Genomic DNA, 22,750 nt, shown 5'->3' on the forward strand with positions numbered 1-22,750 from the left:
TCGCAGCAGGCCGTTTTGTTAATACAGAATCGTAATCGACCCGCTGTAGGATTTGCCCAGCGGGCCCTTCGTGACGACGACGTAATAGTAGGTACCGACTGGGGCGGGCTGGCCGTTGATATCGCCGCGCCACTCGTTGGCCCGGCTGTAGTTATTGGCCGAGAAGATGCGGTTACCCCAGCGGTTGAACACGCTCACGGTATTGTCCGGGAACTGCTCGATGAACTCGATCTGCCAGGTGTCGTCGCGACCGTCTCCGTTAGGCGTGAAGGCGTTGGGAATGCGGATGGGCGGGCGCACGGTCACGGTCACCTGGTCGGAGTCGGCGCAGCCACCTTCCCCGCCCGAGAGCGTGTAGGTTGTCGTCACAGTAGGCGAAACTCTGGGCTGTAGCCGGTCGCTGGTTGGAAAGACGAGTCCCGTTGTCGGTGTCCATGTCACGGGGTACGTGCCATCGGCGCGGCCATTGAGCGTCACGGAGGTACCGGCCAGAATTTCCATATCCGGGCCGGCATCTACGTCAACCGGCAACTGAATCCGCACGGCCACGCCGTTGGAAACCGCTGTAGCAGGCTGGCCGCACGTATTGGTCGTGCGCAGGCGCGCCGTCACGATCTGGCCTTCACGCAGCGTTGTGCTGGTAAAGGCCAGGCCGGTGGCACCGGCCACATCGGTGCCGTTGACCTGCCACTGATATTCGGGGGTTGAGCCGCCTTCTGTCACCCCGGCAACATTGAAGGTAAGCGGCGCGCCCAAGCAAACCGGACCGCCTGGCTGCACGGCAATACCAAGCGAAGGCAGCAGGGTCGGCGTGCGCGTCACCGTCACTGTGGCCACGGCCGGACCCGTGCTGCACAGCCCCGCCGTGGGCGTCACCTCGACCTGTACTTGGTCGCCGGAAACCAACGTACTGCTGGTGAACGTGGCCCCACTGGCTACGGCCACATTGTTGACGAGCCAGCGGAAAGTAGGCGCGGCCCCCGCGTTGGCAGGCACAGCCGTGAAAGTCAGGGCAGTGCCGGGGCACTGCACGGGTGGGGCCGCCAAGCTCACCCCGGTGGTCACGACGGGCTGCACCCGTATCGTCACGACGTTGGAAACGTCCGTGGAGCAAGTGCCAGTGCCCGACGTCACCCGCCGGCGGTAATAGGTATCGGCCGTGAGCGGACCGGGCGCGAAAGTGGAGCTGGTGGCACCCGGTACAGCGGCCCAGTTTACGTTATCTGCCGATGACTCCCACTGGTAGGCAAACGTGCCCGTGGCGCCGTTGGCTTCGCTGGTGCTGGTGAGCGGATTCGGGGCGGCGCCCGCGCAGATGGGCTGATCATTTGCAATCCTACCCGCGTTCAGGGCCGGCAGTACGGTCAGAAGGACGGAGGCAGTATACTCCGGGCCGCAAGACCCCGACGTGACCCGGCGCCGGTAGTAGGTGGTGGTCGTAAGGGGACCGGGCGCGTAATCAGGGCCGGTGGCGCCGGCAACAGGCGTCCAAGCGGCATTATTCGGCGAAAATTCCCACTGGTAGCTGTAGCTGCTGGTGCCGCCGCTGGCGCCAGCCGTGCTGGTAAGAGGGGCGGGAATTGCCCCCAGGCATAGCAACGGCTGGTTGGAGCCGATGCTGCCGGCCAACAGGGCTGGTATCACAGTAATGGTGACGACATTGGAGACAGCCGGGGCACAAGCACTGCCTGAACTCGCTTGGCGGCGGAATAAAGTGGTCGTCGTAAGCACACCGGGCACATAAGTCGGGCCGGTGGCTCCGCCAACAGGCGTCCAGGTGATGCCATTATCCGTCGATGTTTCCCACTGGTAGACGATGGTACCCGTGCCACCCGTGGCCGGGATTTCACTGGTGAGGGCATTAGGAGTACCACCAGCACAAAAGGATTGGTTGTCCGCAATCCTTCCAGCCACCAGGGCAGGCACCACAGTTAGTGTTACCACGTTGGATAGCGTGGAGCAGGCACCGGAGCTCACCTGGCGGCGGAATAAAGTGGTCGTCGTGAGCGCACCGGGCGCAAGCGTAGGTCCGGTGGCGCCCGGTATGGCGGTCCAGATTACGTTATCCGTCGAGGATTCCCACTGATAGGTAAACGTGCCGGTGCCCCCTGCATCCGGGGTAGTGCTGGTCAGTGGCGCGGCGGCACTGCCGGCGCATACAGGTTGATTGGAACCAATGCTGCTGGCCGACAGGGCTGGTGTTACAGTGATGGTAACGACATTCGAGAAGACCGGGGCGCAAGCACTGCTCGAACTCGCCTGGCGGCGAAATAAAGTCGTGGCCGTAAGCGCACCGGGCGCATAAGTTGCGCTAGTAGCGCCTGGTATGGCAGTCCAGGTGGTGCCATTATCCGTGGATGCCTCCCACTGGTAGGCAAACGTGCTGGTGCCGCTGGCCTCATTGACGCTGGTGAGCGGATTCGGGGTGGCACCCGCGCAAATGGGCTGGTTGGTCGCAATATCGCCCGCAACAAGGTTGGAAAGCACCCTCAGGAGGACGGGGGCCGAGTACTTGGGTCCGCAAGGCCCCGACGTCACCCGGCGCCGGTAGTAGGTAGTGACTGTAAGAGGACCGGGCGCGTAGTCAGGGCCGTTGGCGCCGGCAACAGGCGTCCAGATTACGTTATCCGGCGATGATTCCCACTGATACGCAAACGTGCCCGTACCACCCGTAGCTAGGGCAGTGCTCGTCAGCGGCGCGACCGGGCCGCCGACGCACGGAGTTTGATCGGCCGCAATGCTGCCGGCCACTAAATCCGGGACGACGGTGATGGCTACCGAGGCCGTGAAGCTGGGAGTACAGTAAGGACGACCTGATTGGTCGGGCAGAAGCAGTTGAGCGCGCCGCCGAAAATAGGTCGTGCCAATCGGCAGCGCAGTTGGCTGGTAGCTGGCACCGGTTGCCCCGTTGATGGCGGTGAAAGTGACGTTATCCGATGACACTTCCCACTGATAAGCGAGGGGCAGGCCGGCATCGCCCGAGGCATTGACAGTGCTGGTAAGAGCAGCCGGCGCTGTTCCCGCGCACAGCGGCGGGGGGCCGGCAATACTACCCGGCTCGGGCAGGCCCGGCACCTGAATAACGCCCTGGGTTTCGCGGCAAAAGCAGTCATTGGTGATGCGCAGCGTAACGGTGTAGTTGCCGGGTGTCGCGTAGGTGTGGACGGGGTTCTCCACTGATGAGGTAGTGCCGTCGCCGAAGGTCCAGGCATACACCAAGTTGGAGGCTTCAACGGCGAAGCTGGCTTGAAAGGTTATTTCCCGGCACGCCGTAATATCCGCGCCAATGCCGACTCGGAGTAAAGAACTCTGGTTGAAGTTAGGCAGACCCAGGCCGCTGCGGCGGCCGCCCAGTTGTAGGCTATCGTCGGCGTAAGCCACGCTCGCCCCCAGCGAGTCGGGGTAGGTAATGAAGCCTAACGCGGGCTGGTTTTCGCGGGCCACGTAAATCTTGCCGTCTGGGGCGGCCTGCATAGAGCCCAAGTTGACCGGGGTAGTTTGATTGAGCGGAATAACTTGCCTGCTGGCCGGCACGTTGGCGGCGCTCAAATCAAACTGCAACAGTTGAGGCAGGCTCAGCACGGTAGCATAGAGCCGGCTGCGGCCCGGCGAAAACTCGACGCCATAGTAACGGCCCGCCCCGCGGTCGATGATTCGGGGGTTGCTGACCACGCCCGTAGTGGCATCGAAGGCAAACAGCTCGACGCTGCTGCTACTGCTGTCGGCCGCGGGGGTATCATTGAAGCGGGCCACGGCCAACTGTTCGCCGTCGGGTGACACTTTCATTTGGCCGCGGTAGCCCTGGGTTGCAACGGTCGGGGCGTGCAGGGACCCAACGGTGGAAATCACCGGCGCGGGCTGCACGCCCGTCGGCGTCACGCGGTACGCCAGGAAAGAGTCGCCGCGGTTGTCGGTGCCGGAAGTTGCACTGCCCCAGCCGTGGACGATGATCCAGATATCGCAGCCATTCTTGTGAAACACGCCCGTCATCTTCTCGGCCGTGCCGCGAGCGAGAGGCGTGTTCTTGGTGATTACCGTGCCCGATCCCCCACCGGCGGGAATTTCGATTTCCGAGTAGCCTACGCCAGGACCACCTTGCGCGCCCTGCGTGAAAACGAGGTAGCGCGTCGGCATTCCAGCCATTACTATGCCCGGCTTTTTAATGGCCAGAGGGCCATCCGTGGCGAGGGGGTTGCCGCCCAGGCCCGTGCCGTTGGCCATAATAGTGTGGTTGCGGTCCCAGATGGTGTCACCGTTGGTGTAGAAAAGCAAGTTGCCCGTGCCATCCGACATCACCCCCGAGCCAGCTGGCGCCACCATTTGGCTGTTGGTCAGCACCGCGGGCGGAATGGAGTCTGTCGCTACGTTGAAGTTTAGCCCCGCCCGCTGGCCGAAATACCAGGTGTTGATGAACTTCTCATCCTGGCTGCACTCCGGGGGCGGGGTCCCTTGCGCAAGGGCTGTTGAGGCCGCGCCACTCAGCAGCAAAGCCAGGAGCAGGAACAGCCAGCCCGCTGTTAGTCGTGCCCGCCTGACTGGGTACGAGCTGCTAACGCTAGCCGGCCGGCCGGGCTCGGAAATAGGCAGGGAGGGATTTCGGGTGGTGGACAGGGCAGGATACGGTAGCTCTGCAGGCATAGTGGGGCAGGTAAGTGGGCGAACAGGTAGGCGGGTACTCGGAAAAAGTGCCACTCGCCGCCCTTAAGGAACGGAGCCCAATGGCTAGTTATTGCTGAAAAACGTTGCCAGGCGGTTTCAGTAAAACTACGCACTGCCAGCCAGGTTTGTACCAGCCAATATCGGAATAGTGCCGAAGGTCACCGCTAGCCGCTCGTCTCGGGCCGGTTTAGTTGAATCAGCGTTTTCCTAGTCACCGAGGCTTTCCCTATTTTCCTCCTTCTAATCTCTCGGATGCCAGAGCGACTGTCGTCCGGGCACTGGCGCGCATTCCTCTCGGGCATGGGTGGGGCATTGCGCACGACTGCTACAGGAATGGGGCGGGCCGGCACCTATTCCGGCGGCATTACGCACCCTCTCACCCTCTTGGCCTACCGCTCGCCTGCTCGCCCACCGCTGCCGCTTGCCAGTACCTTACCTCCAACCCGCTGATGCCTCCCCTTCTTCTCGTTGCGCCTCCCTATGTTCCACCCCGTGACGCCTCGGGTGCCGGCCCTGGGCGTGGTGCGGGGCTTTGTGATGGCACTCGTGGCCCTGCACCACAGCCGCGATTTTGCAGCCCCACGCCCGTACGGCCCGAACACGTCGCCCAGTCTCAACCCTGCTCTTTCTTACGCGCTGGGTCATGCACTTCTGCGCGCCCAGGTTCGTGTTCTTGTCGGGCCGCAGCGTCTACTTGTAGGCGCAAAAGTCGTTACATCGGGCGGCCGTTAGTCATTTCCTGTTCGTTCGCGGGCTGTGGCTCATCCTGCCGGAAGTGGCGCTCTTCACCTTCGTGCTCATGTGGAGTCATGACCTAACGTTGCTGTTGGTTGTTTAAGTTATCGGGGCCGGCCTGGGGCTGCGGACCGGGCTGCTCTGGCGGCCCCGCTGGTTGCTGGCGGGGCCGCCGTTACGGGCGCTGCTGCACAACGGGCCGTTTATGCTGCCGGTACTCGAACAGCCGGCGCTAGTGGCGTATTCGCTAGGGCCGTGACTGGGGATGCTGCTGGCTGGCTACCTGCTAGGGCCGTGGTTTGAGTTGCCGCTGCCGCAGCGAAACCGGCGCTTACGTTGGGCCGGGGTCGGACTACTGCTATTGTTTGGGGTGCGTCGGGCCACCGCCTGGTACGGCGACCGGCGCCCTGGCGCGTAGCCGCAAGACCTGTTCCCCACGGCGCTTTCCTCTGGCAACGTGACCAAGTTTCCGCCCTCCCTGCTCTTTGTGTGCCTCCCCCTGGACGTGCTGCTGGTGCTCAGCCAGGTGGAAACTACCACCGGCTGGCTGAGCCATGCAGTTCATAGGTTAGCAGTTTGATATTGCCTGCGAAGCTTTGACAACGTACTAGGAGGGCAACAATAAAGCAGTTACAGAGGGGAAGCGCGTGTCGTAAAGCCCGGTTGAACTTGAGCCGGAAGGGTTAATACCCAGGGTTTTGCACCAGGCTGGGGTTTAGATCTATCTCCCGCTGGGGAATAGGAAACAGGGTATCGTTTTCATCCACGTTCGTTTTGCCTTTAGGCCGCAGCACACTCACCAGCCGGTTGGTCCGCACGAGGTCAAACCAGCGGTGCCCTTCGGCGTGCAGCTCCCAGCGCCGCTCGTCCCACAGCCGCTGGCGAAACCCGTCTTTCCCGAGCGCGGCCGTGAAGTCAACTGGCGAGGCGGCTGTCAGCGGATTGCCATAGGCCCGGCGCCGGATGGGGTTGGCGGCGCTGAGCACGGCCACCGTAGGGCCGCTCAGCTCGTTTTCGGCCTCCGCGAACATCAGCAGCACGTCGGCGTACCGGATAATGGGGAAGTTGTTGTTGGCCTCGCCAAAAGCGCGAGCCGCTGGGTCTTGGTACTTGTTGAAGTGCTGAAAGGTTGGAACCACCTGCCCGGCCGCGTTGACAAAAGAATTAATGAACAGCTCTTTGCGCTTATCCGCGCTCTGAAAGCTGTTGTAGAACTCCGGGGTGGGATAAAACGACCCGAAGCCCCGGCCGGTAACAAGCGAGTTTTCCGGCGCGAAATACGTAATCATGCCACTGCCCTGTCCAACACCCCCACCCACGAACTGCAATTCGAACACGGATTCGCGGCCGTTTTTGTTGGCCACAGCAAACACGTCGGCGTACCGGTCAAACAGGCCGTAGCCGTAGCGGCTGGCATTGTCGATGAGCTCCTTGGCCTTGTCGCGGGCCGGGGCGTATTCCTTGCGCGTCAGGTGTACTTTGGCCAGAAACGCCTTGGCGGCGCCCGCCGTGGCCCGGCCCGCGTCGGCGCCCGTGAACCTATCCGGCAGCGCAGTTTCGGCCGCCGTAAAGTCGGCGATGATTTGGGCGTACACCTCGTCGGCCGTGGCCCGCGCGGCGTTGCGGCCATCGGCCAGCGACTTGGTTTCGGTTACGATCAGCGGTACGCCCCCGTACCAGCGTACCAGGTAGAAATAGTAGAAGGCCCGCATAAACCGGGCCTCGCCCACCAGCCGAGTCTTGAGGGCCTCGTCCATCGAAATGGCCGGAATGCGTTCAATGGCCGCATTGGCCCGGTTGACACCTTGGTAGAGAATCTGCCAGGTCTGGGCGACGACGCCATTGGTCGGGATGGTTTGAAAGCTCCAGATCTGAATCCGGTCGGCATTGTTAGCCAGCAGATCCATGTCGTCGGACGGGATGTCGCCCATAATAATCAGGTTGCGGCTTTGGTCGCCGATCTGGTTGGCAACGTCGTAGACGGCATTGACGGCGGCGACGGCATCACCGCTGTTGGTGTAAAAGTTCTGGGGAGCCAGCGACGAAGGGGGTACTTCCTCTAAGGAGCAGGCCCCACCGCCCAGGGTCAGGGCGAAAAGCAGCAGCGTGTGGGTTAGTTTCATGGTTGGGATGCACGAAGCGTTTAATGGGTGGAACTACAGACCGATGTTGAGGCCTACCAGCATGGTTTTGTTGCTGGGGTAGCTGCCGTAGTCGGTGCCCTGACTCAGGGCGCTCTGCCCAAACCGGTTTACTTCCGGATCGTAGCCGCTGTAGTTGGTGAAGGTTATCCAGTTCTGAAGGCTCACGTAGACGCGCACGTTGGTCATCCGCGCTTTTTTGGTTAGCTCCTTGGGCAGCGTGTACCCCAGATTGATGTTGCGGACCCGCAGATAAGAGCCGTCCTCGATCTGGCGGTCGGAGATGACGTAGGCGTTGCCCACGGCATTGGCGCGCGGGATGGTGTTGGTCGGGTTGGTGGGCGTCCAGCGGTTGAGCACCTCGCGGCTCTGGTTGCTGACGCCCGTCAGCGACTCCAGTTCAAAGCGGTTGATGTTGAAGATGCTGTTGCCCGACGTGCCTTGCATAAAAATACTCAGCTCAAAACCTTTGTAGGAAAACGTATTCGTTAGTCCCCCAAACAGCTTAGGTTGGGCGTAGCCCAAAATCACCCGGTCGCTGGCGTTGATAACGTTGTTGCCATCCTGGTCCACGTAGCGGCGGTCGCCGGGCCGGGCTGTGGGCTGGGCAGAAGCGGCCACCTCGTCCGGGGTCTGGAAAATGCCGTTGGTCTGGTAGCCGAAGAACGTCCCGATTTGCTCGCCTACCCGTACCAACCCGGAATTAGGAAGTTGCAGGTGGCCGCTAGCCTCTCCCGACGCGAATTCCTGCTGGCCGCCCAGGTCGAGCACTTCGTTGCGGTTGGCGGCGATGTTGAACGAGGTCGACCAAGTGAATTTGCCCGTCAGGTTGTTGGTATTAAGGCCCATTTCGATGCCTCGGTTGCGGATGCTACCCAGATTTTGCAAGGCCGACGCGTAGCCCGAGATGTAGGGCAGAGGCACCTGCAAGAGCAGGTCGGTGGTCTTTTTGTTGTAATAATCGGCCGTTAGGGTGATGCGGTTGTTCCACAAGCCGAGGTCAAAGCCGAGGTCGGCTTGGGCCGTGGTTTCCCAGCGCAGGTCGGGGTTGGCCACCCGGGTTGGCCCAATACCGATAGCGACGGTGTTGTTGAAGTTGGCATTTTGGGTCGCCAGCGCGGCCAGCGACTGATACTGCCCGATTTCCTGGTTGCCGCTCAGGCCGTAGCTGGCCCGCAGCTTCAGGTCGGCGATAACCGGGTTGTCTTGCAGAAACTGCTCTTCCGACAAGCGCCAGGCAACCGAGGCCGACGGAAAGACGGCGTACTTGTTGCCCGCCCCAAACCGCGACGAGCCGTCGGCTCGCACGGTGGCCGTGAGCAGATACCGGCCGGCATAGTCGTAGTTGGCCCGGCCGATAAAAGAGTTTAGTTGCCACTCGTTGGCCAATGAGGTGGGCACGAGGGCGGTGGAAGCGCCGCCCAGGTTATCGTAAGAGAGAATGTCGTTGGCAAACCCCTGAGCCAGCGCCCGCGAGCTTTCGAAGCGGCTGCCCTGCATGGTGAAGCCCGCCAGAAAGGTGAGGTTGTGCACATCCCCAAAGGTTTTTACATAGGAGAGCGTGTTCTCGTTCAGCCAGGAAGTGGACTGCTCGTTGGTAATTTCTCCTCGACCGCCCAGTTGAATGCCCGTGGCCGTGTTGCGGGAGATATAGAAGCTGTTTTTAAAATAATTCGCGTCGGTCCCGAAGCTGGTGCGGAACGTTAACTCGGGCCGGATTTTGTAGTCCACGAACACGTTGCCAATCAGCCGGCTCCGAACCGTTAGGTTGTCGGTGCCCAGCGCCTGGGCCACGGGGCTGCCAATCTGAATCCGGCCGGGAGTGTTGAACACCACCAAGGTGCCATCGGGATTGTAAACGGGCTGAATGGGCGAGAAATTCAGCGCCCCGTACACCACCGCGCCGCCATTGCCGCCGTCCGTATCGGTGGGCACCGCGTCGTTGCGGCTGCGCACCACGCTCAGGCTGTTGCCGATGCTGAACTTGTCGTTGATCTTATGATCGAAATTAAAGCGAAACGAAGCCCGGTCGAAGCTGGAATTAAGGATGACACCTTCCTGATCGAGGTAGTTGGCCGACAGGGCGTAGCGGGTTTTGTCGCTGCCGCCGGAGGCCGTTACCTGGTAGTTCTGCATGGGCGCCTCGCGGAAAATCTCGTCTTGCCAGTCCGTGCCGGTTCCGTAGCCGGCAATCTGCTCATCGGTAAATACGCGGGGACGGTTGGCATTCACCTGGGCCTCGTTTACCAGCTGGGCGTACTCGGTGGCATTGAGTAGGGGCAGCTTTTTGCGGACCTGCTGAATGCCGTAGTACATCTCGAAATCCACCCGGCTTTGCCCCGCCTTGCCGCGCCGGGTCGTCACGAGCACCACGCCATTGGCGCCCCGCGAGCCGTAAATAGCCGTGGCGGAGGCGTCTTTGAGCACCTCAATACTTTCGATGTCGCTGGGGTTCAGGCTGGAGCCGTTCTCGTTATAGACCGGAAAGCCATCAATGACGTAGAGTGGCTCGTTGCCCGCATTGATGGAATTGCCCCCCCGAATCCGAATGGACACCCCGCCCCCCGGCGCGTTGGACGCCTGCGTGACGAACACGCCCGGCGCCCGTCCTTGCAGGGCCTGACCCACGCCGGTCACGGGCACGGCCTTGATTTCCTGGGCCGACACGGAAGCAATGGAGCCGGTAACGTCGCTTTTGCGCTGGGTGCCGTAGCCCACCACCACTACGTCGGCGAGCTGCTTGGTATCGGTCTTGAGGGTGATGTCCACTACGGAGCGCTGGCCCAGGGCTACCTCCTGGGAGGCAAAACCCACGAAGCTGAATACCAGCGTCACGGGCCCGTCCGGTACGGTAAGCTGGTAGCGGCCGTCGGGGCCGGTGGCCGTGCCTTGGGTGGTGCCTTGGCTACTGCCCTTCACCACCACCACCACTCCGGGCAAGCCTTGGCCAGCCTCGTCCCGCACAACCCCCGCAACCGAGCGTTCGACTAGGGCCGCGCCGCCTTCCGGGGCAGGAGCCGAGAGAAGCGCCGACTCAGCGCTAATGGCCGCCAGGGCACCAGCCGGGGCATTGCCGCCCGGCTGACGGTGGGCCAGGGGTTGCAGATACGCCGTGCTCGGGTAGGCGAGCAGCGGCACAAACAAAATGGCTTTACACCACGGCTGAGAGTGTTTCATGGGGTATGATGAAGTGGGTTTAGTAGGAATAGCCTCTCTTGGACAGCTCAGCCGATAGTACTCTTCGGATAGGTTGCCCGAAAAGGAAAGTTTGGCAGCTAGTGCAGAAAAAGGACGCAGCAGAGAAGCGGAAAAAAGTCAAAAGCCGGGGCGGCTGTTACGCAACGGCAGCAGCTAAAGCCGGTAGGCGGGCTGCTTGCGGAGGGCGTCGAAGCGCAGCAGGGCTTCCAGGTAGTAATAGTCGGCGTACACCAGGGGCACGTCTATCTCGCTCTTGAGCGGCTTTGCGCCCACACTGTGCTTGAGCAGGAAATGGTTGTTCTCGCCAAGCTTCGCCTTGTAGGCCGGGCTGGCTAAGCTTTGCAGCATCTGCACGGCGGCCCGGTAGTAAGGCTGGCTCGAGGTGCCGCCGTAGGTGCATAGTTCCAGCAACGCGGAGGCGGTAATGGCGGCAGCGGAGGCGTCGCGCTCCTCGGTCGGAATATTGGGCGCGTTGAAGTCCCAGTACGGCACCTTATCGGCGGGCAGGTTCGGGTGGTTGAGGTAGAAGTCGGCGATGCGCCGGGCCTGGGTTAAGTATTTGGGGTCTTTAGTTTCGCGGTACATTACCGTGTAGCCGTAGAGGCCCCAGGCCTGCCCCCGCGCCCACGCCGACTCATCGGCCGCGCCCTGATGCGTTTGGCGCTTGAGTGCTTTGCCCCCCGGCCCGTAGCACACCACATGGTAGGAGCTGTGGTCGGGCCGGAAATGGTTTTCAAGGGTGCTATCGGCGTGCGAAACAGACAAGGTATAGAGCCGCTTGTCGCCCGACTGCTGGGCTGCCCAGAACAGCAGCTCCAGGTTCATCATGTTGTCGATGATGACCGGGTACGTATACTCACCCAGCGAGTTCCAGGACTTTATTACGCCAACTGCCGGGTCGAAGCGGGTGCTCAGCGACTGCGCGCCGGTGAGCAGCACAGACCGATACGCCGGGTTTTCAGTGAGCCGGTAGCCGTTGCCGAATGGGCAGTAGAGCATAAATCCCAGGTCGTGGGTGCCGGTATTGGTTTGCTCCCCGGCCATGGCCATCGTCCAGCGGTCAGCGGCGGTCTTCCATTTCGCGTCTTTGGTATGCTCGTAGAGAAACCAAAGCGAGCCGCCAAAAAACCCACTGCACCACCACTCCGACGGTTTATCGCGCAGGGAGCCGTCGGGGTTGGTGGAGTGCGGAAACCGGCTCGCATCAGGATGAGTCTTAAGCAGCCGCTCGTACTGCTGGGCGGCGAAGGCAAATTCCTTCTGCACGTCGAGCTGCTTTTGGGCGTGAACAGGGGCCGCTGGCAGGAACAAGTACCATAAAAAAGTAGCTTTTCGAACCATGAAGAAAGGGAATAGAGCGGGTGGGAATGGGCCAGCGGAAACTCCAAAGAGAACGAGATAAAACGCCTGGTTTTATTTGAAAAATTACCATAAGATGGTGGCATTCCCTGCTGGATAGGAAGCGTCCTAAAACGCTTATCGGTCGGTCAGCAGCCTTAGCTTATCGTTTCTCTTGAGTGAGTGCCGATGAATTCTGCATGTATATCACTCTATTAGTCAAGGAACTCAAGCTTAAAGCGAAAATAATTTCCGTAAACGTTTGCGGCAACCCAGCTATTGCCGCACACCACGTAACACCAGCAAGCGGGGCTTGAGTTAATTGGAAGAGCTTAGAGACCCTGCTTGCTTGGTCTTACTTGGTCTGGTGTCAAGCACTGAGAGCCGAGTGAGCTTATCTTCTGATTGATTCTAGGGTTCTGCAACAGTCCCTAAGCTTATGTCAAGCAGCCTGTAATGCCGGGCAGCAGGCCGGGGACTGGTCATAAAAAAGGGTCTGCCGCTTGAGGCGGCAGACCCTTTTTGCTTTCCTGCACGAACTCGCGCTAGGCCCGGCACCTATTCCTTGGCGGACTGTTCCCGGCGGCTACGGCCCCAGGGGACGGGTGGGCGCGCGAACAACCTCGGCAGCCCCGGGCGGATAACCCGCGCCGGGCAAGCCGGTTAGTGGCGTAACAGCAGCTTGACGTGGGCCTGGCCTTTGGCCCCGCGTAGATGCAGGTAGTAGAGCCCTTCCGCCGCCACCTGTGGCGAGAAATCGAAGGTCAAGGGCTGTCCCGCCCGCGAAACTGTGCGCTGACCCTGGCTCACGGTCGTGCCCAGCGAGGAGACCAGCGAGTAGGCCACTTCGCCTTGGAAAGCGGCCGGCAACTCGACCGTGACGCGGCCATCAGCGGAAGGGTTAGGATAGAGGTTGACCTGGGCGCTGTAGACCGGCACCTTGGCCGAAGAACTAGTTGCCAGTGGGCTGGCGCCGGTACGTGCGGCCGAGGTGGTCGCCGGTGCCTGGCGGGCTGAGCCTGCGCTCAGCACCTCGATGGCCGACACCTTGGGCTGGTCCACACCGGCTGCCCCGGTCGCAAAGGCCAGCGAAAGCACGCCGTCGGTCACCGTGACGGCGAAGGATTCGGTGGTGGCCGTCAACGGCCCCACCTTCTGCACGATGTCATACGCGCGGAGTACCGTGGTGCCTTCCGCGGCCACGTCAAAGACGCGCTGGCCAGCCGTGTTCCAGTAAAGCTCGGCGAAGTGCAGCTTGACGGTGTAGGTGCCGTTGGGCACGGGCAGGCTGTAGAGAAAGTTGCCATAGCGCTCGGTCTGATAGAGCGCATCATCCTCCGTACCGGCAATGGGCGCCGTGGCAGCGAAGTCGCTGCCGCCGGCAAAATACTGGTCGGCGGCGAAGCGGCCAAACGAGGTGGTCAGCGCGTCACCCCCAGCCTTGAGGCGCAGCACCGCCGTCGGCATCCCTTCCAGCACCTCAATCGCCGACACTTTCGGTTGGTCTACGCCCATTGCTCCAGGGGCAAAAGCCAGCGAAAGCACGCCATCCGTGACAGTGACGGGGAAGGTCTCCGTGGTGGCTGTTAGCGGCCCCACCTTCTGCACAATGTCGTAGGCGTTGAGCACCGTGGTGCCTTCCGCCGCTACGTTGAATACGCGCTGGCCAGCCGTGTTCCAGTAGAGCTCGGCAAAGTGGAGCTTGACGGTGTATTGGCCATTCGGAACAGGCAAGTTATAGGTGAATGACCCATAACGCTCGGTCTGGTATAAAGCATCATCCGGCGTGCCAGCAATGGTCTCGGGGGTGGCATAGACCGCGCCGCCCGTCGCGTACTGGTCGGCGGCGAAGGAACCGATGCTCGTGCTGAGCGGGCCACTGCCGGCCTTGAGGCGGAGCACCGCCGTCGGGGCAGGGTCACTCAGGCGGTAGATTTCAATAGCCGAGACCTTGGCGTTGTCCACTCCCCCTTCGCTGGCTAGCGAGCTAAAGTTGAGGTTCAACTCATCGTCGGCCACGGTGAGGGTAAAGCGCTCGGTGGTGGCGGTGAAGGCCCCGACCTTGCGGTAGATGTCGTAGTTGTCGAGCACCGTGTTGCCTTCCAGAGCCACATCGAAGACGCGCTGGCCTACTTGCGTGGCGTAGACCTCGGCAAAGTGGAGCACCACCTGGTACTGCTGCCCGCGGCTGACGGCAAAGGCGTAGGAGAAGGCATTGCCGTAGCGCTCGGTCTGGTAGAGGGCGTCATCCGGCGTACCAGCAATGGGCTGGTCGGTGGCGAAGACGGAGCCGCCCGTGCTGTACTGGTCGGCGGCGAAGGGGCCGATAGAGGTCGTGACTTGCTCGCCGCCGGCATGGATGCGGTAGAGGGCGGTGCCATTGTTGGGGGCAGCGGGGTTGACCGTGAGCGTGGTCTGGCTGGCGGCGCTGCGCAGGCCCGTGTTGTCGGTCACCACCAAGGCGAAGACGTACGTGCCGGCGACCAGCCCGCTCACGGTGGGCGCAGGCTCGGTGGGGCTGGAGAAGCTAGCCGGGTTGGGGCCGCTCACTTGCGTCCAGGCGTAGCTGGCAATCGTGCCGTCGGCGTCGGTGCCCGAGCCGCTCAGGCGGGCACTGCTCGTAGGCAAGGTCAGGCTTTGGTTGGAGCCGGCGTTGGCCACCGGCGCCTGATTCACGATTGTCTGCTGTTCGTACTTAACGGTGGCATTGCTATTACCCAGATTGAGACGGCCACTTACGTACACGTTGCCGGTCCTATCCACGCCCAGCCCCTGAATATTGCCCTCATAGAAGTTGCCCGTGTTTCTATACCGCACGTCCCACAACAGTTGGCCTTGGGGACTATATTTGATGGTGTTAAAGTCATTGTAGGAGTCTGGATTACTACTCGAAGCGCCCGCCACGTACACGTTGCCGGTCCCGTCCAAGACTACCTTCGCGGTCGGATGCGCGAGGCCGGTCAGGTTGCTGTAGCGGGCCACCCAGCGCTGCGTCCCACTAGCGCCATCGTAGAAGAGCGTGGCAAAGTCGTTGCTGGTGCCGTTGCTCGAAACGCCGGTAACGGCCACATTGCCTGCCCCATCCAGGACCAGGTTTGTTGGTCGGTCCTGCCCATTGCCCGGGCCGTTGTAGCGGGCTGCCCAGAGCCGCTGCCCACTCGGCGAGTACTTGGCCGTATAGTAATCGCTGCCAGTGCTGCCCGGGGCCGTACCAGCGGCCGTCCCCATGGCGATGACATTGCCCGCCGCGTCCACCCGCAGGTCGCTGAACCCTCCCTCAACAGGATAAGAATAGAGCAGCGACTGCCCGGTTGCGCGGGCGTATTTGGCGATGATCCCTGATTTTAGCACGTACACGTCCCCGGCCGGATCCACGGCCACGGCATCGGCTCGGGCCCCACTATTGGTAAAAGGCGCGCTCCAAAGCTGACTCCCGTTGGCCGAGTACTTGATCAGGAGCATGTCGGCCACCGGCTGGTTGATGGTCAAGGACGTATAGCCAATCACGTACACATTCCCGGTCGCATCAGTGGTCAGGTCGGTGGGAAAGTCGCGGTAGTTGGCGCCATTGAAGCGCTGACTCCAAAGCAGCTGCCCACTCGGCGAGTACTTGACCGTTACAATGTCTTCGCGGGTGCCCGTGGTACCAGGATCGGGAGTGAATATCGAACTGCCCGTTACCAGGATGTTGCCGGCCGCATCCACTTTTATGGCCTGGGCTTGTTCGTACCCGTTCTTGGTACCGAGCGTGGCGTTGTATCTTCTTTCCCAGAGCAATTGGCCGCTCGGAGAGTACTTGAGGGTAACATAGTCGCTACTGCCCCCGGTGAGGTAGGTGTTGCCGTCGGCGTCAACCACCATATCGGCCTGACCAATAGGCGCTTGCACCGCCCACGCCTGGGTAGCTGTTTCTACGCGCTGGGCCTGCGAACGAGGCGCGCATAGCACTAGGCTTGCTGCCAGCGGCAGTAACCAGGTAAATGTTTGTTTCATAAGGAGATAGGAAAAGAAAGAATACCCCGCGTGTGGGGCGGTTGGAATAAAGCAGAACGGAGCGCAACCGGCATCATGGATTCGCCGGTTATGCAAGGCAAAACCAATCAGATTGGCGGTGTAAGGTCCGCAGAAACAAGCAATAAAAACAATGATTAATTATATGATAACGCGAAAGTAGAGCAGACACTCCCCTAAGCCGGCACGCCAGCATAGAAGCTTCAGAATCGCCTGTAAGCCGCCCGCGCTTCGAGTATGGAGGATCCGAGGCACAGCTTGCCCGACCAATAAGGCCGCGTCTAGCTCGGCCACGCATTCCGGGCATGGGCACGCGCTGGATCAAACGCCCCTTCGCTAAGCGCAACGGGCCTACGTCTATCGGCTGCGTTGCTTTTACAGCTTCAACACGTTGAACGAGGCATAATCGCCTTTGGCAGTTTCCTGGTGTTGCACGACTGGTTGTGCCGAATTCACGACCCGCTTACCCTCGATGTAGAAGCAATATTTGAGTTCTTTTCGATCAGACTTTAGGCGTAAGCGCCAACCAGTGGGCGTTTTTTGCATAAAGCGAAGAAAATTATAATCTCCTTTAATCTCCACCACAACAGCTTTGGCGGCGGAGTACCCAGTCAAGTCAATTACCGCGTTGGCCTCTTCTGTATTCCGAAGATTTGCTAGCAACGCATCGGTTTTCCAACTAGGCTTTTTAACGGCCTTTAACACCTCAATAGCTTCCTCGTTCTTCCCGTTCACCGCCAACACCTCGGCTTTGGTAAACTGTACTTCCGTACTGTCTAGGCGATTGTTGGTGTGCATATACCGCTCCCAGAGGGGAAACAGGACGGTGGCTTTGGTGAAATCCTTGTCGATATAGAAGTTATTCAAAAAGGCCATCCGCAACTGCGATTCCTTTTCACTCGCACTGAATCGATCCGCTTGTAGAAAGCGACTGACGGCGTCAGTTGTACCCTGCGTTTGCATAACCTGGGCCAGGCGTCGGCTCGCATTGCGGGGAAATTGGCTCGTCAACAGGATATGTTGTGGGCCTTGCTTCAACAAGGCGGGCACGCTCGTATGCCAGGGCGTCTGGTATTCTTCGGCCAGATAAAACCAGATTTCCCCGGTGGAGAGGTTGTGTATATTCGTGTAGACCGAGGTGGTAAATTCCCGCTGGGACGTGGCGGCGGCAATCTGGACAAAGTTGGCTTGGCTTACGCCGCCTTTCGCCAGCAATTGTTGGGCGAGGGGGTAGCGCCAGCAGCTTTGCTTTGCCGGCCCGGTAGCACACACGTTGAAATTGGTGGAGGTAAGCTGCTTGGTTGCGCGCAGAATAGTATCCGGCGCGATAACGGCCAGATTACCGTGCTTATCGGCCAGATGAATCTGGTCCCCCATATCCGGCATATAGTACGTGTCCCACAACGCCAAAAATTCCGGCACCGTCCGACAGTGCTGGAGCATATACTCCAGCATGTTGCCGTGCGGAAACGGCTTTTTGCCGAAACTCAACTTGTAGTTCTGCGGCGGGGGCAACGCATTGATGTCAAAAAAGAGCCCCGCTTCGTTCACGCCCCCTTGCATACTACTCTCAGGAGAGCCATAGGTGAGCGTAATATAACCCAGCACGTTCTTGTTCTGGGCCGGAAAGACGTTCACATAATTGGAAGCGGTATGGAAAAAGTCTTCATTATTCAGGGCCCAAGTTTGTCCTTGCCGATCCGTACCCGAAACAATGGTGCAAGCAGTTGCTTCGAGGGTAAAAACGCACAGGAGCAGAAGCAGGAGCTTGATTCTCATCGGAGTAGTAGATACGAGAAGTGAGGCGAAGAAAAAGAACGAAGCCGAAAATTCAGGGGCAATTGGAAGCCCTAGATGGCACAGATCCGAAAGCTGTTCGCCCGCCGATCAGGTAAAGGTGCAGTTTATGGTCTTAATACGATGGGATGAATACGAACGCCTTAATAACCCGCACCGGATACGGGTACCATGTACGCCGCCAGGTCGAATTGCTTCGAGGAGCGTTATGAATAGTAAGTCGGGATAAGAGCGCCCGTTAAACCTAGCACTATCCGCTCCGATTAGGGCAGCACCATTGCCGTACACGTTTCTTGGATTATCTGCTGCATAAGTGGCACGTTCTGCTTTGGAAAAATGTCAGTATACTTACCGACAAATTACCCAGCGTATGAAAGCTACCACGCGTCCTTCCTCGAACCAGCTCCGGCCGGTAGAGCCCCAGAGTAAAGCCCCGGACAGGAAGAGCAAAACAGCGGCCACTACGCCAGCGCCAAGTGAAACTTGGGGAAGCGGTGTAGCCGACCACCCCTTGCGCGGACACGGGCTAGTCCGGCGCGTCCGCGAGCAAGTGCCGACGGCAGCGGTGCGGCCCTTGACTGCTCGCCTGGAGCTAACGCTGAAAGAGGTAGCCACGTTACTGGCCCTGACCGAGCGCACGCTGGCCCGGCGGCTGGAGGAAGCAGAAGGGCACCTCGACACCACCGAGAGCGAGCGGCTGCTGCTGCTCGATAACTTGGCCCTGCACGGGCTAGCCGTCTTCGAGGATCAAGGCAAGTTCAATCGCTGGCTCCGGCGCCCGCTGCCCGTATTGGAGGGCCGTTCCCCCCTCGCGTATTTAGACACAGCCACCAGTTTTCAGGTAGTGGACCAACTACTAGGACGCTTGGAACACGGCGTCTACAGCTAGTTGCGCATGCCCCTGGTCTATCGCATCCAGAAAGCAGCGTTCGTGGCCACCCTCTTGCAGGGGGAAGGTGCCCGCCTGTTCGGTGGGCGCTGGAACCCGGTGGGCGTGCCGCTGGTCTACACCTCCACCACCCCGGAACTGGCCCTGTTGGAAGTGCTCGTACACGCCGACGGTACGCCCCTGCGGGACCTGCCTCCCTTGGTGCAAGTTACATTGGACGTGCCGGATGAGTTAGTAGAGAATGTTTCTATTGACCAATTGCCCGTCGGCTGGCAGCAAGTGCCGGCGCCGACCGAGTTGCCCTATTTCCTGCTACCCCGCTTGCAGCCCTCCTATCCGGCCTTGGCTTTCGCGGTGCCGTCGGTCGTGCTGAAGACCAGCCCCTCGCGCAACCTGCTACTCAATCCCGTGCACCCGCAGATTGGCCGGGTAACAGTGCAAACCGTCGTGCCGCACGTATTCGACGAACGCCTCTAGGCGCCACGTTATATCCCAGTAAATCAATAATGAGCAGAATAAAGCACCATAGCTGAAGCAGATGGCTACCTAAACTTTTACTGGGGTGCTTCGCATGGAAGAGCAGAATTCTTTCGGCTCGTTTCGCCTCAGAATAGCCTGCTTTGTACAGCGGTTCTTGGTTGCGTCCGGTGCACGCGCGTGGGGGCGTTTGTCGAGGTCTTAGTGCACTCGTGGCTTCCCCAGACGCGCCACCCTGCATTTCCTGTCCTCCCGTACCCGTTTCCAGCGCTGTTGCTTGCCCCTACAACATTCTTGCTCGATGATGGATGTTTTGGCGCATGGCATTGAAAAACTGACTACGCTCCTTTTCTCCTACGCCACTGATGAGCGTCGACTTTTTCATTAGGTTGTCCAGGTTCGCAAACATGAAGTCATTGAACTCTTCATCACGGGTACCCAGAAAATGCAGCACACTGTGGTTGAGATAGGTTAGCCGAATATCGTCTAGCTCCACTAGCAAGGTGTTGTCACCTAAAATGAGTTCGTTGACAAACAGGCGGTAGGATAAGCGGCTACTGCCGGGCTGCTTCATGATGCATTTTACGCCCACTTCCGCCTGGTATTCAATGGCATCGAGCAGTTCAGCGACCTTTTCGTAGAGCAGGCGGGCATCATCGGGCGAGGCGAAAGCGCCGGCTTGATGGTAGAACTCGATTTGGCGTAGCGTGCTGTTCACGCTTTCTGCATTCCAGATTTCCGTAGTGGGCATTTCGCTGTACAACGCCACGATGCGTTGGCACAGGGCATGGCTGTTCTCATACTGCGGGTCGCCGAAGCGAAATTGGACCCCCTTTAGGCTGTCGTAATGCAGAATGGATTTCATCCAAAAGAACATTTTGAACTCGGTCAGCTCTGGAATCTGGAAGTGATAGAAGGGGGGAATGTCCTTGAGTAAATAGTACAGGTGCCGCCTGCCGAAGCTGTTCATGAGTTGCAGCTGGCCTAACATCCGGGTCAGCCAGCTGTCCAGCGTGACTGGGGCATGGGCTGCGGGCTTGCCCGTAAACAGAACCGCGTCGCTTTGCAGGTTCAGCAGTTGATCGAGGGAAACCTTGTAATGCGCTGCCAATTGCTGAAGCTCGCTTAAACCAAGGGGCTTCTCGCCGCGGATGCGCCGGTAGGCGCTGTCGGTGCTGATTCCGAGCAGGTCGGCTACTTCTTCTACTAGCGCCTTGTGGGGCGGCACGTAGCTTTTCAGGTGCTGAAAAAACAGACTCTGAGTGGTAGCAGGATTCATGGCTGTCTTTCTTTGGTAAAAGCTGCAAACGCGCCAACCATTAGTGGTACATAATACTATAAAAATTGTATATTCAATATTATAACTATAAAAAATGCTATTGCTGCTACGCTCGGCGGTTCGGATACTTGAAACCCGTCACTGGCAGCCGACAGACACTATTTGTCGCTTAGGAAAGGGGCATGTGCACTTATACTTTCACTACCGCACTCACCCAGGCCTGAGCCTAGTCAAGCCCTTAATGCTTGCCAGCCTAGCTACCAACCGAATTCTTGTGAACCACGGAACTGCCATAGCCGCCGACCTGACCCGCAGCTCACGCTAGCTGAGATACTGGAACCGGTAGGTAAAACAGTGTTAGCCTTCTGCCCTACTCCGTGCCCGTGCAACGGTTACGGGGGCTTGCTTGCCGCACACGTGTGATCCATCTTTCCATTCAAGGTCATGAACACAAACTCTACATTTTTCGCCCTGCTGCTCGCTTTTTTACTGTCGTCGTTGGGTGCCTGGGCGCAGCAGGAGCAAACTCTAAGCGGCCGGGTGCAGAACGAGGCCGGGCAAGCATTGCCCGGGGTGACAGTCTTTTTGAAGGGCACCTACATTGGGGGCAGCACGGATGAAAATGGCCGTTTTGAACTCCGTAACACCAAGCCCAGCAACGCGCCGTCGGTGCTGGTCGTGTCGTTGGTGGGCTACGAAAGCCAGGAAATACCCCTGACTTCGTTTAGCGCCACTGCCCCGGTGGTTCTGAAGCCCAGTACCCTGCTCGACCAGGTAGTAGTGGCCGCGTCGCGCGTGGAGGAAGCAATAGGGCAGGTACCGGTGACGGTGGAGAAGCTCGACCAGCGGCAGGTGCAGCAACTCACCACCCCCGACCTGGTGGCGGGCCTGGGGCGGTTCAAATCCATCGACATCAGCAGTTCCAGCATGCTCACCACCAGCTTCAGCACCCGGGGTTTTAACTCTTCGCGCGCCGACCGGGTCATTCAGCTGGCCGACTACGTGGATACGGCCGCGCCCAGTTTGAGCAGCAACTTCGGCAACCTGCTGGGCATTCCGGTGCTCGACGTGGCCAGCGTGGAAATCGTGCACGGTCCGGCCTCGGCCCTGTACGGCGCCAATGCCTTCAACGGGGTGCTACTCACCAACTCCCGCGACCCTTTCCGCGACCCGGGGTTGAGCGTGCGTCTGCGGGCCGGCAACCGCCACCTGCTCGACGGCCAGTTGCGCTACGCGGTGAAGCTCGGGGAGCGGGTGGCCTTCAAAATAGCGGGCGGCTACATTCAGGCCCATGATTTCACGGCCAACAACCAGGATGCCACGTCCTCGCTGATTGAGCCCGCCAACAACCCGGCCGGCTCCAACCTGGGCTACGATGCCGTGAGCCGCTACGGCGACATCGGCAACACGTTCACGGCCACCGGCGGGGCCCTGGCCGGCAAAACGGTGTTTTTGCCCGGCTACTCGGAGGCCGACCTTATTGGCGGCGACAACAAAACCTACTCGCTGAAAGTCGCGCCCAGCCTGTCGGTGCTGCTCACCGACCGGGTGAAGGCCACGGTGGGCTACAAGTACAACCGCACCAACAGCACCTACCAGGCCGGAGCGCGGTACCGCTTCGAAAACAGCGGCGTGCAGCAAGCCAAAGTGCTGGTTGAGGGCCGCAACTGGTTTGTGCGGGCCTTCAGCACCCGCGACTTTTCCGGCGGGCGCGATCCGCAAACCGACGGCTCGTATAACCTGGGCTTCCTAGGCGCCTTCCTGCAAACCCAACTGGCCCCGGGCTTCAACGTGCCTACCGGCGGGGGCAACTCCCGCCCCGGCAGCTACGCTGAGCGCTATTTTGGCACCTATGCAGCCGTGTACAACCAAGCCTTCGCCGCCAACGGGGGCAACGCCGACGCGGCGGCCCTAACTGCCCGCACCGCGGCCACTACCAACGCCCCGCTGCTACAACCCGGCACGCCGGAATTCGCGGCGGCCCGCGACCAAATCATTCATAACCCCACGCCGGGCGTCGGTGCCCGGCTGGTTATCCGCTCGCTACTCCACGACGGCAGCGCGCAGTACAACTTTAAATCCGACCTGGTGGACGTGGTGGTGGGTGGCTCCTACCGGCAGTATTTGCTGGGCTCGGATGGCAGCTTGTTTCAGGACTCCCGGGACGGGGACCGGATTGAAAACTACGAGTACGGGGCCTACGTCCGGGCCAGTAAGGGCTTGGTG

The 22,750-nt window shown here is 60.2% G+C and carries 14 protein-coding genes; 7 read left to right on the top strand and 7 right to left on the bottom strand.

What is annotated here, in order from left to right; genetic code table 11:
* Positions 1 to 18: 18 nt before the first annotated feature.
* Positions 19 to 4,638, bottom strand: a complete 4,620-nt coding sequence (locus ACFE7X_RS14250) for a gliding motility-associated C-terminal domain-containing protein (RefSeq protein ID WP_375436345.1) — start codon at positions 4,636 to 4,638, stop codon at positions 19 to 21.
* 273 nt (positions 4,639 to 4,911) lie between these two features.
* On the opposite strand from ACFE7X_RS14250, the gene ACFE7X_RS14255 reads away from it, so the two are divergent.
* The 4 genes from ACFE7X_RS14255 to ACFE7X_RS14270 all read left to right on the top strand — a co-directional run bounded on the left by ACFE7X_RS14255 (position 4,912) and on the right by ACFE7X_RS14270 (position 5,974).
* Positions 4,912 to 5,109 carry a hypothetical protein gene (locus ACFE7X_RS14255; RefSeq protein WP_375436346.1) on the top strand — a complete coding sequence of 66 codons (198 nt, stop codon included), beginning with the start codon at positions 4,912 to 4,914 and terminating at the stop codon, positions 5,107 to 5,109.
* 30 nt (positions 5,110 to 5,139) lie between these two features.
* Entirely contained in the window at positions 5,140 to 5,391 is a 252-nt protein-coding gene (locus tag ACFE7X_RS14260; protein ID WP_375436347.1) for a hypothetical protein, read from the top strand.
* Positions 5,392 to 5,659: 268 nt separating this feature from the next.
* Positions 5,660 to 5,812 carry a hypothetical protein gene (locus ACFE7X_RS14265; RefSeq protein ID WP_375436348.1) on the top strand — a complete coding sequence of 51 codons (153 nt, stop codon included), beginning with the start codon at positions 5,660 to 5,662 and terminating at the stop codon, positions 5,810 to 5,812.
* Between the two features lie 39 nt (positions 5,813 to 5,851).
* Positions 5,852 to 5,974 carry a hypothetical protein gene (locus tag ACFE7X_RS14270; RefSeq protein ID WP_375436349.1) on the top strand — a complete coding sequence of 41 codons (123 nt, stop codon included), beginning with the start codon at positions 5,852 to 5,854 and terminating at the stop codon, positions 5,972 to 5,974.
* Between the two features lie 103 nt (positions 5,975 to 6,077).
* Here ACFE7X_RS14270 and ACFE7X_RS14275 read toward each other — a convergent pair whose 3' ends face one another.
* The 5 genes from ACFE7X_RS14275 to ACFE7X_RS14295 form a co-directional block, all read right to left on the bottom strand.
* Positions 6,078 to 7,517, bottom strand: a complete 1,440-nt coding sequence (locus tag ACFE7X_RS14275) for a RagB/SusD family nutrient uptake outer membrane protein (protein WP_375436350.1) — start codon at positions 7,515 to 7,517, stop codon at positions 6,078 to 6,080.
* A 33-nt stretch (positions 7,518 to 7,550) separates the two neighbouring features.
* Positions 7,551 to 10,712, bottom strand: a complete 3,162-nt coding sequence (locus ACFE7X_RS14280; RefSeq protein ID WP_375436351.1) for a SusC/RagA family TonB-linked outer membrane protein — start codon at positions 10,710 to 10,712, stop codon at positions 7,551 to 7,553.
* Between the two features lie 174 nt (positions 10,713 to 10,886).
* Entirely contained in the window at positions 10,887 to 12,074 is a 1,188-nt protein-coding gene (locus ACFE7X_RS14285; RefSeq protein ID WP_375436352.1) for a glucuronyl hydrolase, read from the bottom strand.
* 660 nt (positions 12,075 to 12,734) lie between these two features.
* Positions 12,735 to 16,064 (bottom strand): malectin domain-containing carbohydrate-binding protein, encoded by a 3,330-nt coding sequence (locus ACFE7X_RS14290; protein ID WP_375436353.1) that lies wholly within the window; start codon positions 16,062 to 16,064, stop codon positions 12,735 to 12,737.
* A gap of 393 nt (positions 16,065 to 16,457) precedes the next feature.
* The gene (locus tag ACFE7X_RS14295) at positions 16,458 to 17,861 is read right to left on the bottom strand and encodes a carcinine hydrolase/isopenicillin-N N-acyltransferase family protein (protein WP_375436354.1); all 1,404 of its coding nucleotides are present in this window, start codon (positions 17,859 to 17,861) and stop codon (positions 16,458 to 16,460) included.
* A 388-nt stretch (positions 17,862 to 18,249) separates the two neighbouring features.
* Here ACFE7X_RS14295 and ACFE7X_RS14300 point away from each other — a divergent pair, with 388 nt between their 5' ends.
* Positions 18,250 to 18,768: an antitoxin Xre/MbcA/ParS toxin-binding domain-containing protein gene (locus ACFE7X_RS14300; protein ID WP_375436355.1), complete on the top strand. Its 519-nt coding sequence runs from the start codon at positions 18,250 to 18,252 to the stop codon at positions 18,766 to 18,768.
* A 6-nt stretch (positions 18,769 to 18,774) separates the two neighbouring features.
* Positions 18,775 to 19,245, top strand: coding sequence for an RES family NAD+ phosphorylase (locus tag ACFE7X_RS14305; RefSeq protein WP_375436356.1), 471 nt, complete (start codon positions 18,775 to 18,777; stop codon positions 19,243 to 19,245).
* Between the two features lie 283 nt (positions 19,246 to 19,528).
* Here ACFE7X_RS14305 and ACFE7X_RS14310 read toward each other — a convergent pair whose 3' ends face one another.
* Positions 19,529 to 20,524: a helix-turn-helix domain-containing protein gene (locus tag ACFE7X_RS14310; protein ID WP_375436357.1), complete on the bottom strand. Its 996-nt coding sequence runs from the start codon at positions 20,522 to 20,524 to the stop codon at positions 19,529 to 19,531.
* Between the two features lie 444 nt (positions 20,525 to 20,968).
* Between ACFE7X_RS14310 and ACFE7X_RS14315 the strand changes: the two genes are divergently transcribed.
* The coding region (locus ACFE7X_RS14315) for a carboxypeptidase-like regulatory domain-containing protein (RefSeq protein WP_375436358.1) at positions 20,969 to 22,750 on the top strand (1,782 nt) is incomplete at its 3' end.

Source organism: uncultured Hymenobacter sp., assembly GCF_964242765.1.
Classification (GTDB): Bacteria; Bacteroidota; Bacteroidia; order Cytophagales; family Hymenobacteraceae; genus Hymenobacter.

What these genes read in the sequence shown, in the direction of transcription:
- ACFE7X_RS14265 (WP_375436348.1), top strand. Translation starts at nt 5,660, where the DNA reads ATGCTGCTGGCTGGCTACCTGCTAGGGCCGTGGTTTGAGTTGCCGCTG.
- ACFE7X_RS14305 (WP_375436356.1), top strand. Translation starts at nt 18,775, where the DNA reads ATGCCCCTGGTCTATCGCATCCAGAAAGCAGCGTTCGTGGCCACCCTC.
- ACFE7X_RS14250 (WP_375436345.1), bottom strand. Translation starts at nt 4,638, where the DNA reads ATGCCTGCAGAGCTACCGTATCCTGCCCTGTCCACCACCCGAAATCCC.
- ACFE7X_RS14260 (WP_375436347.1), top strand. Translation starts at nt 5,140, where the DNA reads ATGTTCCACCCCGTGACGCCTCGGGTGCCGGCCCTGGGCGTGGTGCGG.
- ACFE7X_RS14275 (WP_375436350.1), bottom strand. Translation starts at nt 7,517, where the DNA reads ATGAAACTAACCCACACGCTGCTGCTTTTCGCCCTGACCCTGGGCGGT.
- ACFE7X_RS14310 (WP_375436357.1), bottom strand. Translation starts at nt 20,524, where the DNA reads ATGAATCCTGCTACCACTCAGAGTCTGTTTTTTCAGCACCTGAAAAGC.
- ACFE7X_RS14295 (WP_375436354.1), bottom strand. Translation starts at nt 17,861, where the DNA reads ATGAGAATCAAGCTCCTGCTTCTGCTCCTGTGCGTTTTTACCCTCGAA.
- ACFE7X_RS14290 (WP_375436353.1), bottom strand. Translation starts at nt 16,064, where the DNA reads ATGAAACAAACATTTACCTGGTTACTGCCGCTGGCAGCAAGCCTAGTG.
- ACFE7X_RS14255 (WP_375436346.1), top strand. Translation starts at nt 4,912, where the DNA reads ATGCCAGAGCGACTGTCGTCCGGGCACTGGCGCGCATTCCTCTCGGGC.
- ACFE7X_RS14300 (WP_375436355.1), top strand. Translation starts at nt 18,250, where the DNA reads ATGAAAGCTACCACGCGTCCTTCCTCGAACCAGCTCCGGCCGGTAGAG.
- ACFE7X_RS14280 (WP_375436351.1), bottom strand. Translation starts at nt 10,712, where the DNA reads ATGAAACACTCTCAGCCGTGGTGTAAAGCCATTTTGTTTGTGCCGCTG.
- ACFE7X_RS14285 (WP_375436352.1), bottom strand. Translation starts at nt 12,074, where the DNA reads ATGGTTCGAAAAGCTACTTTTTTATGGTACTTGTTCCTGCCAGCGGCC.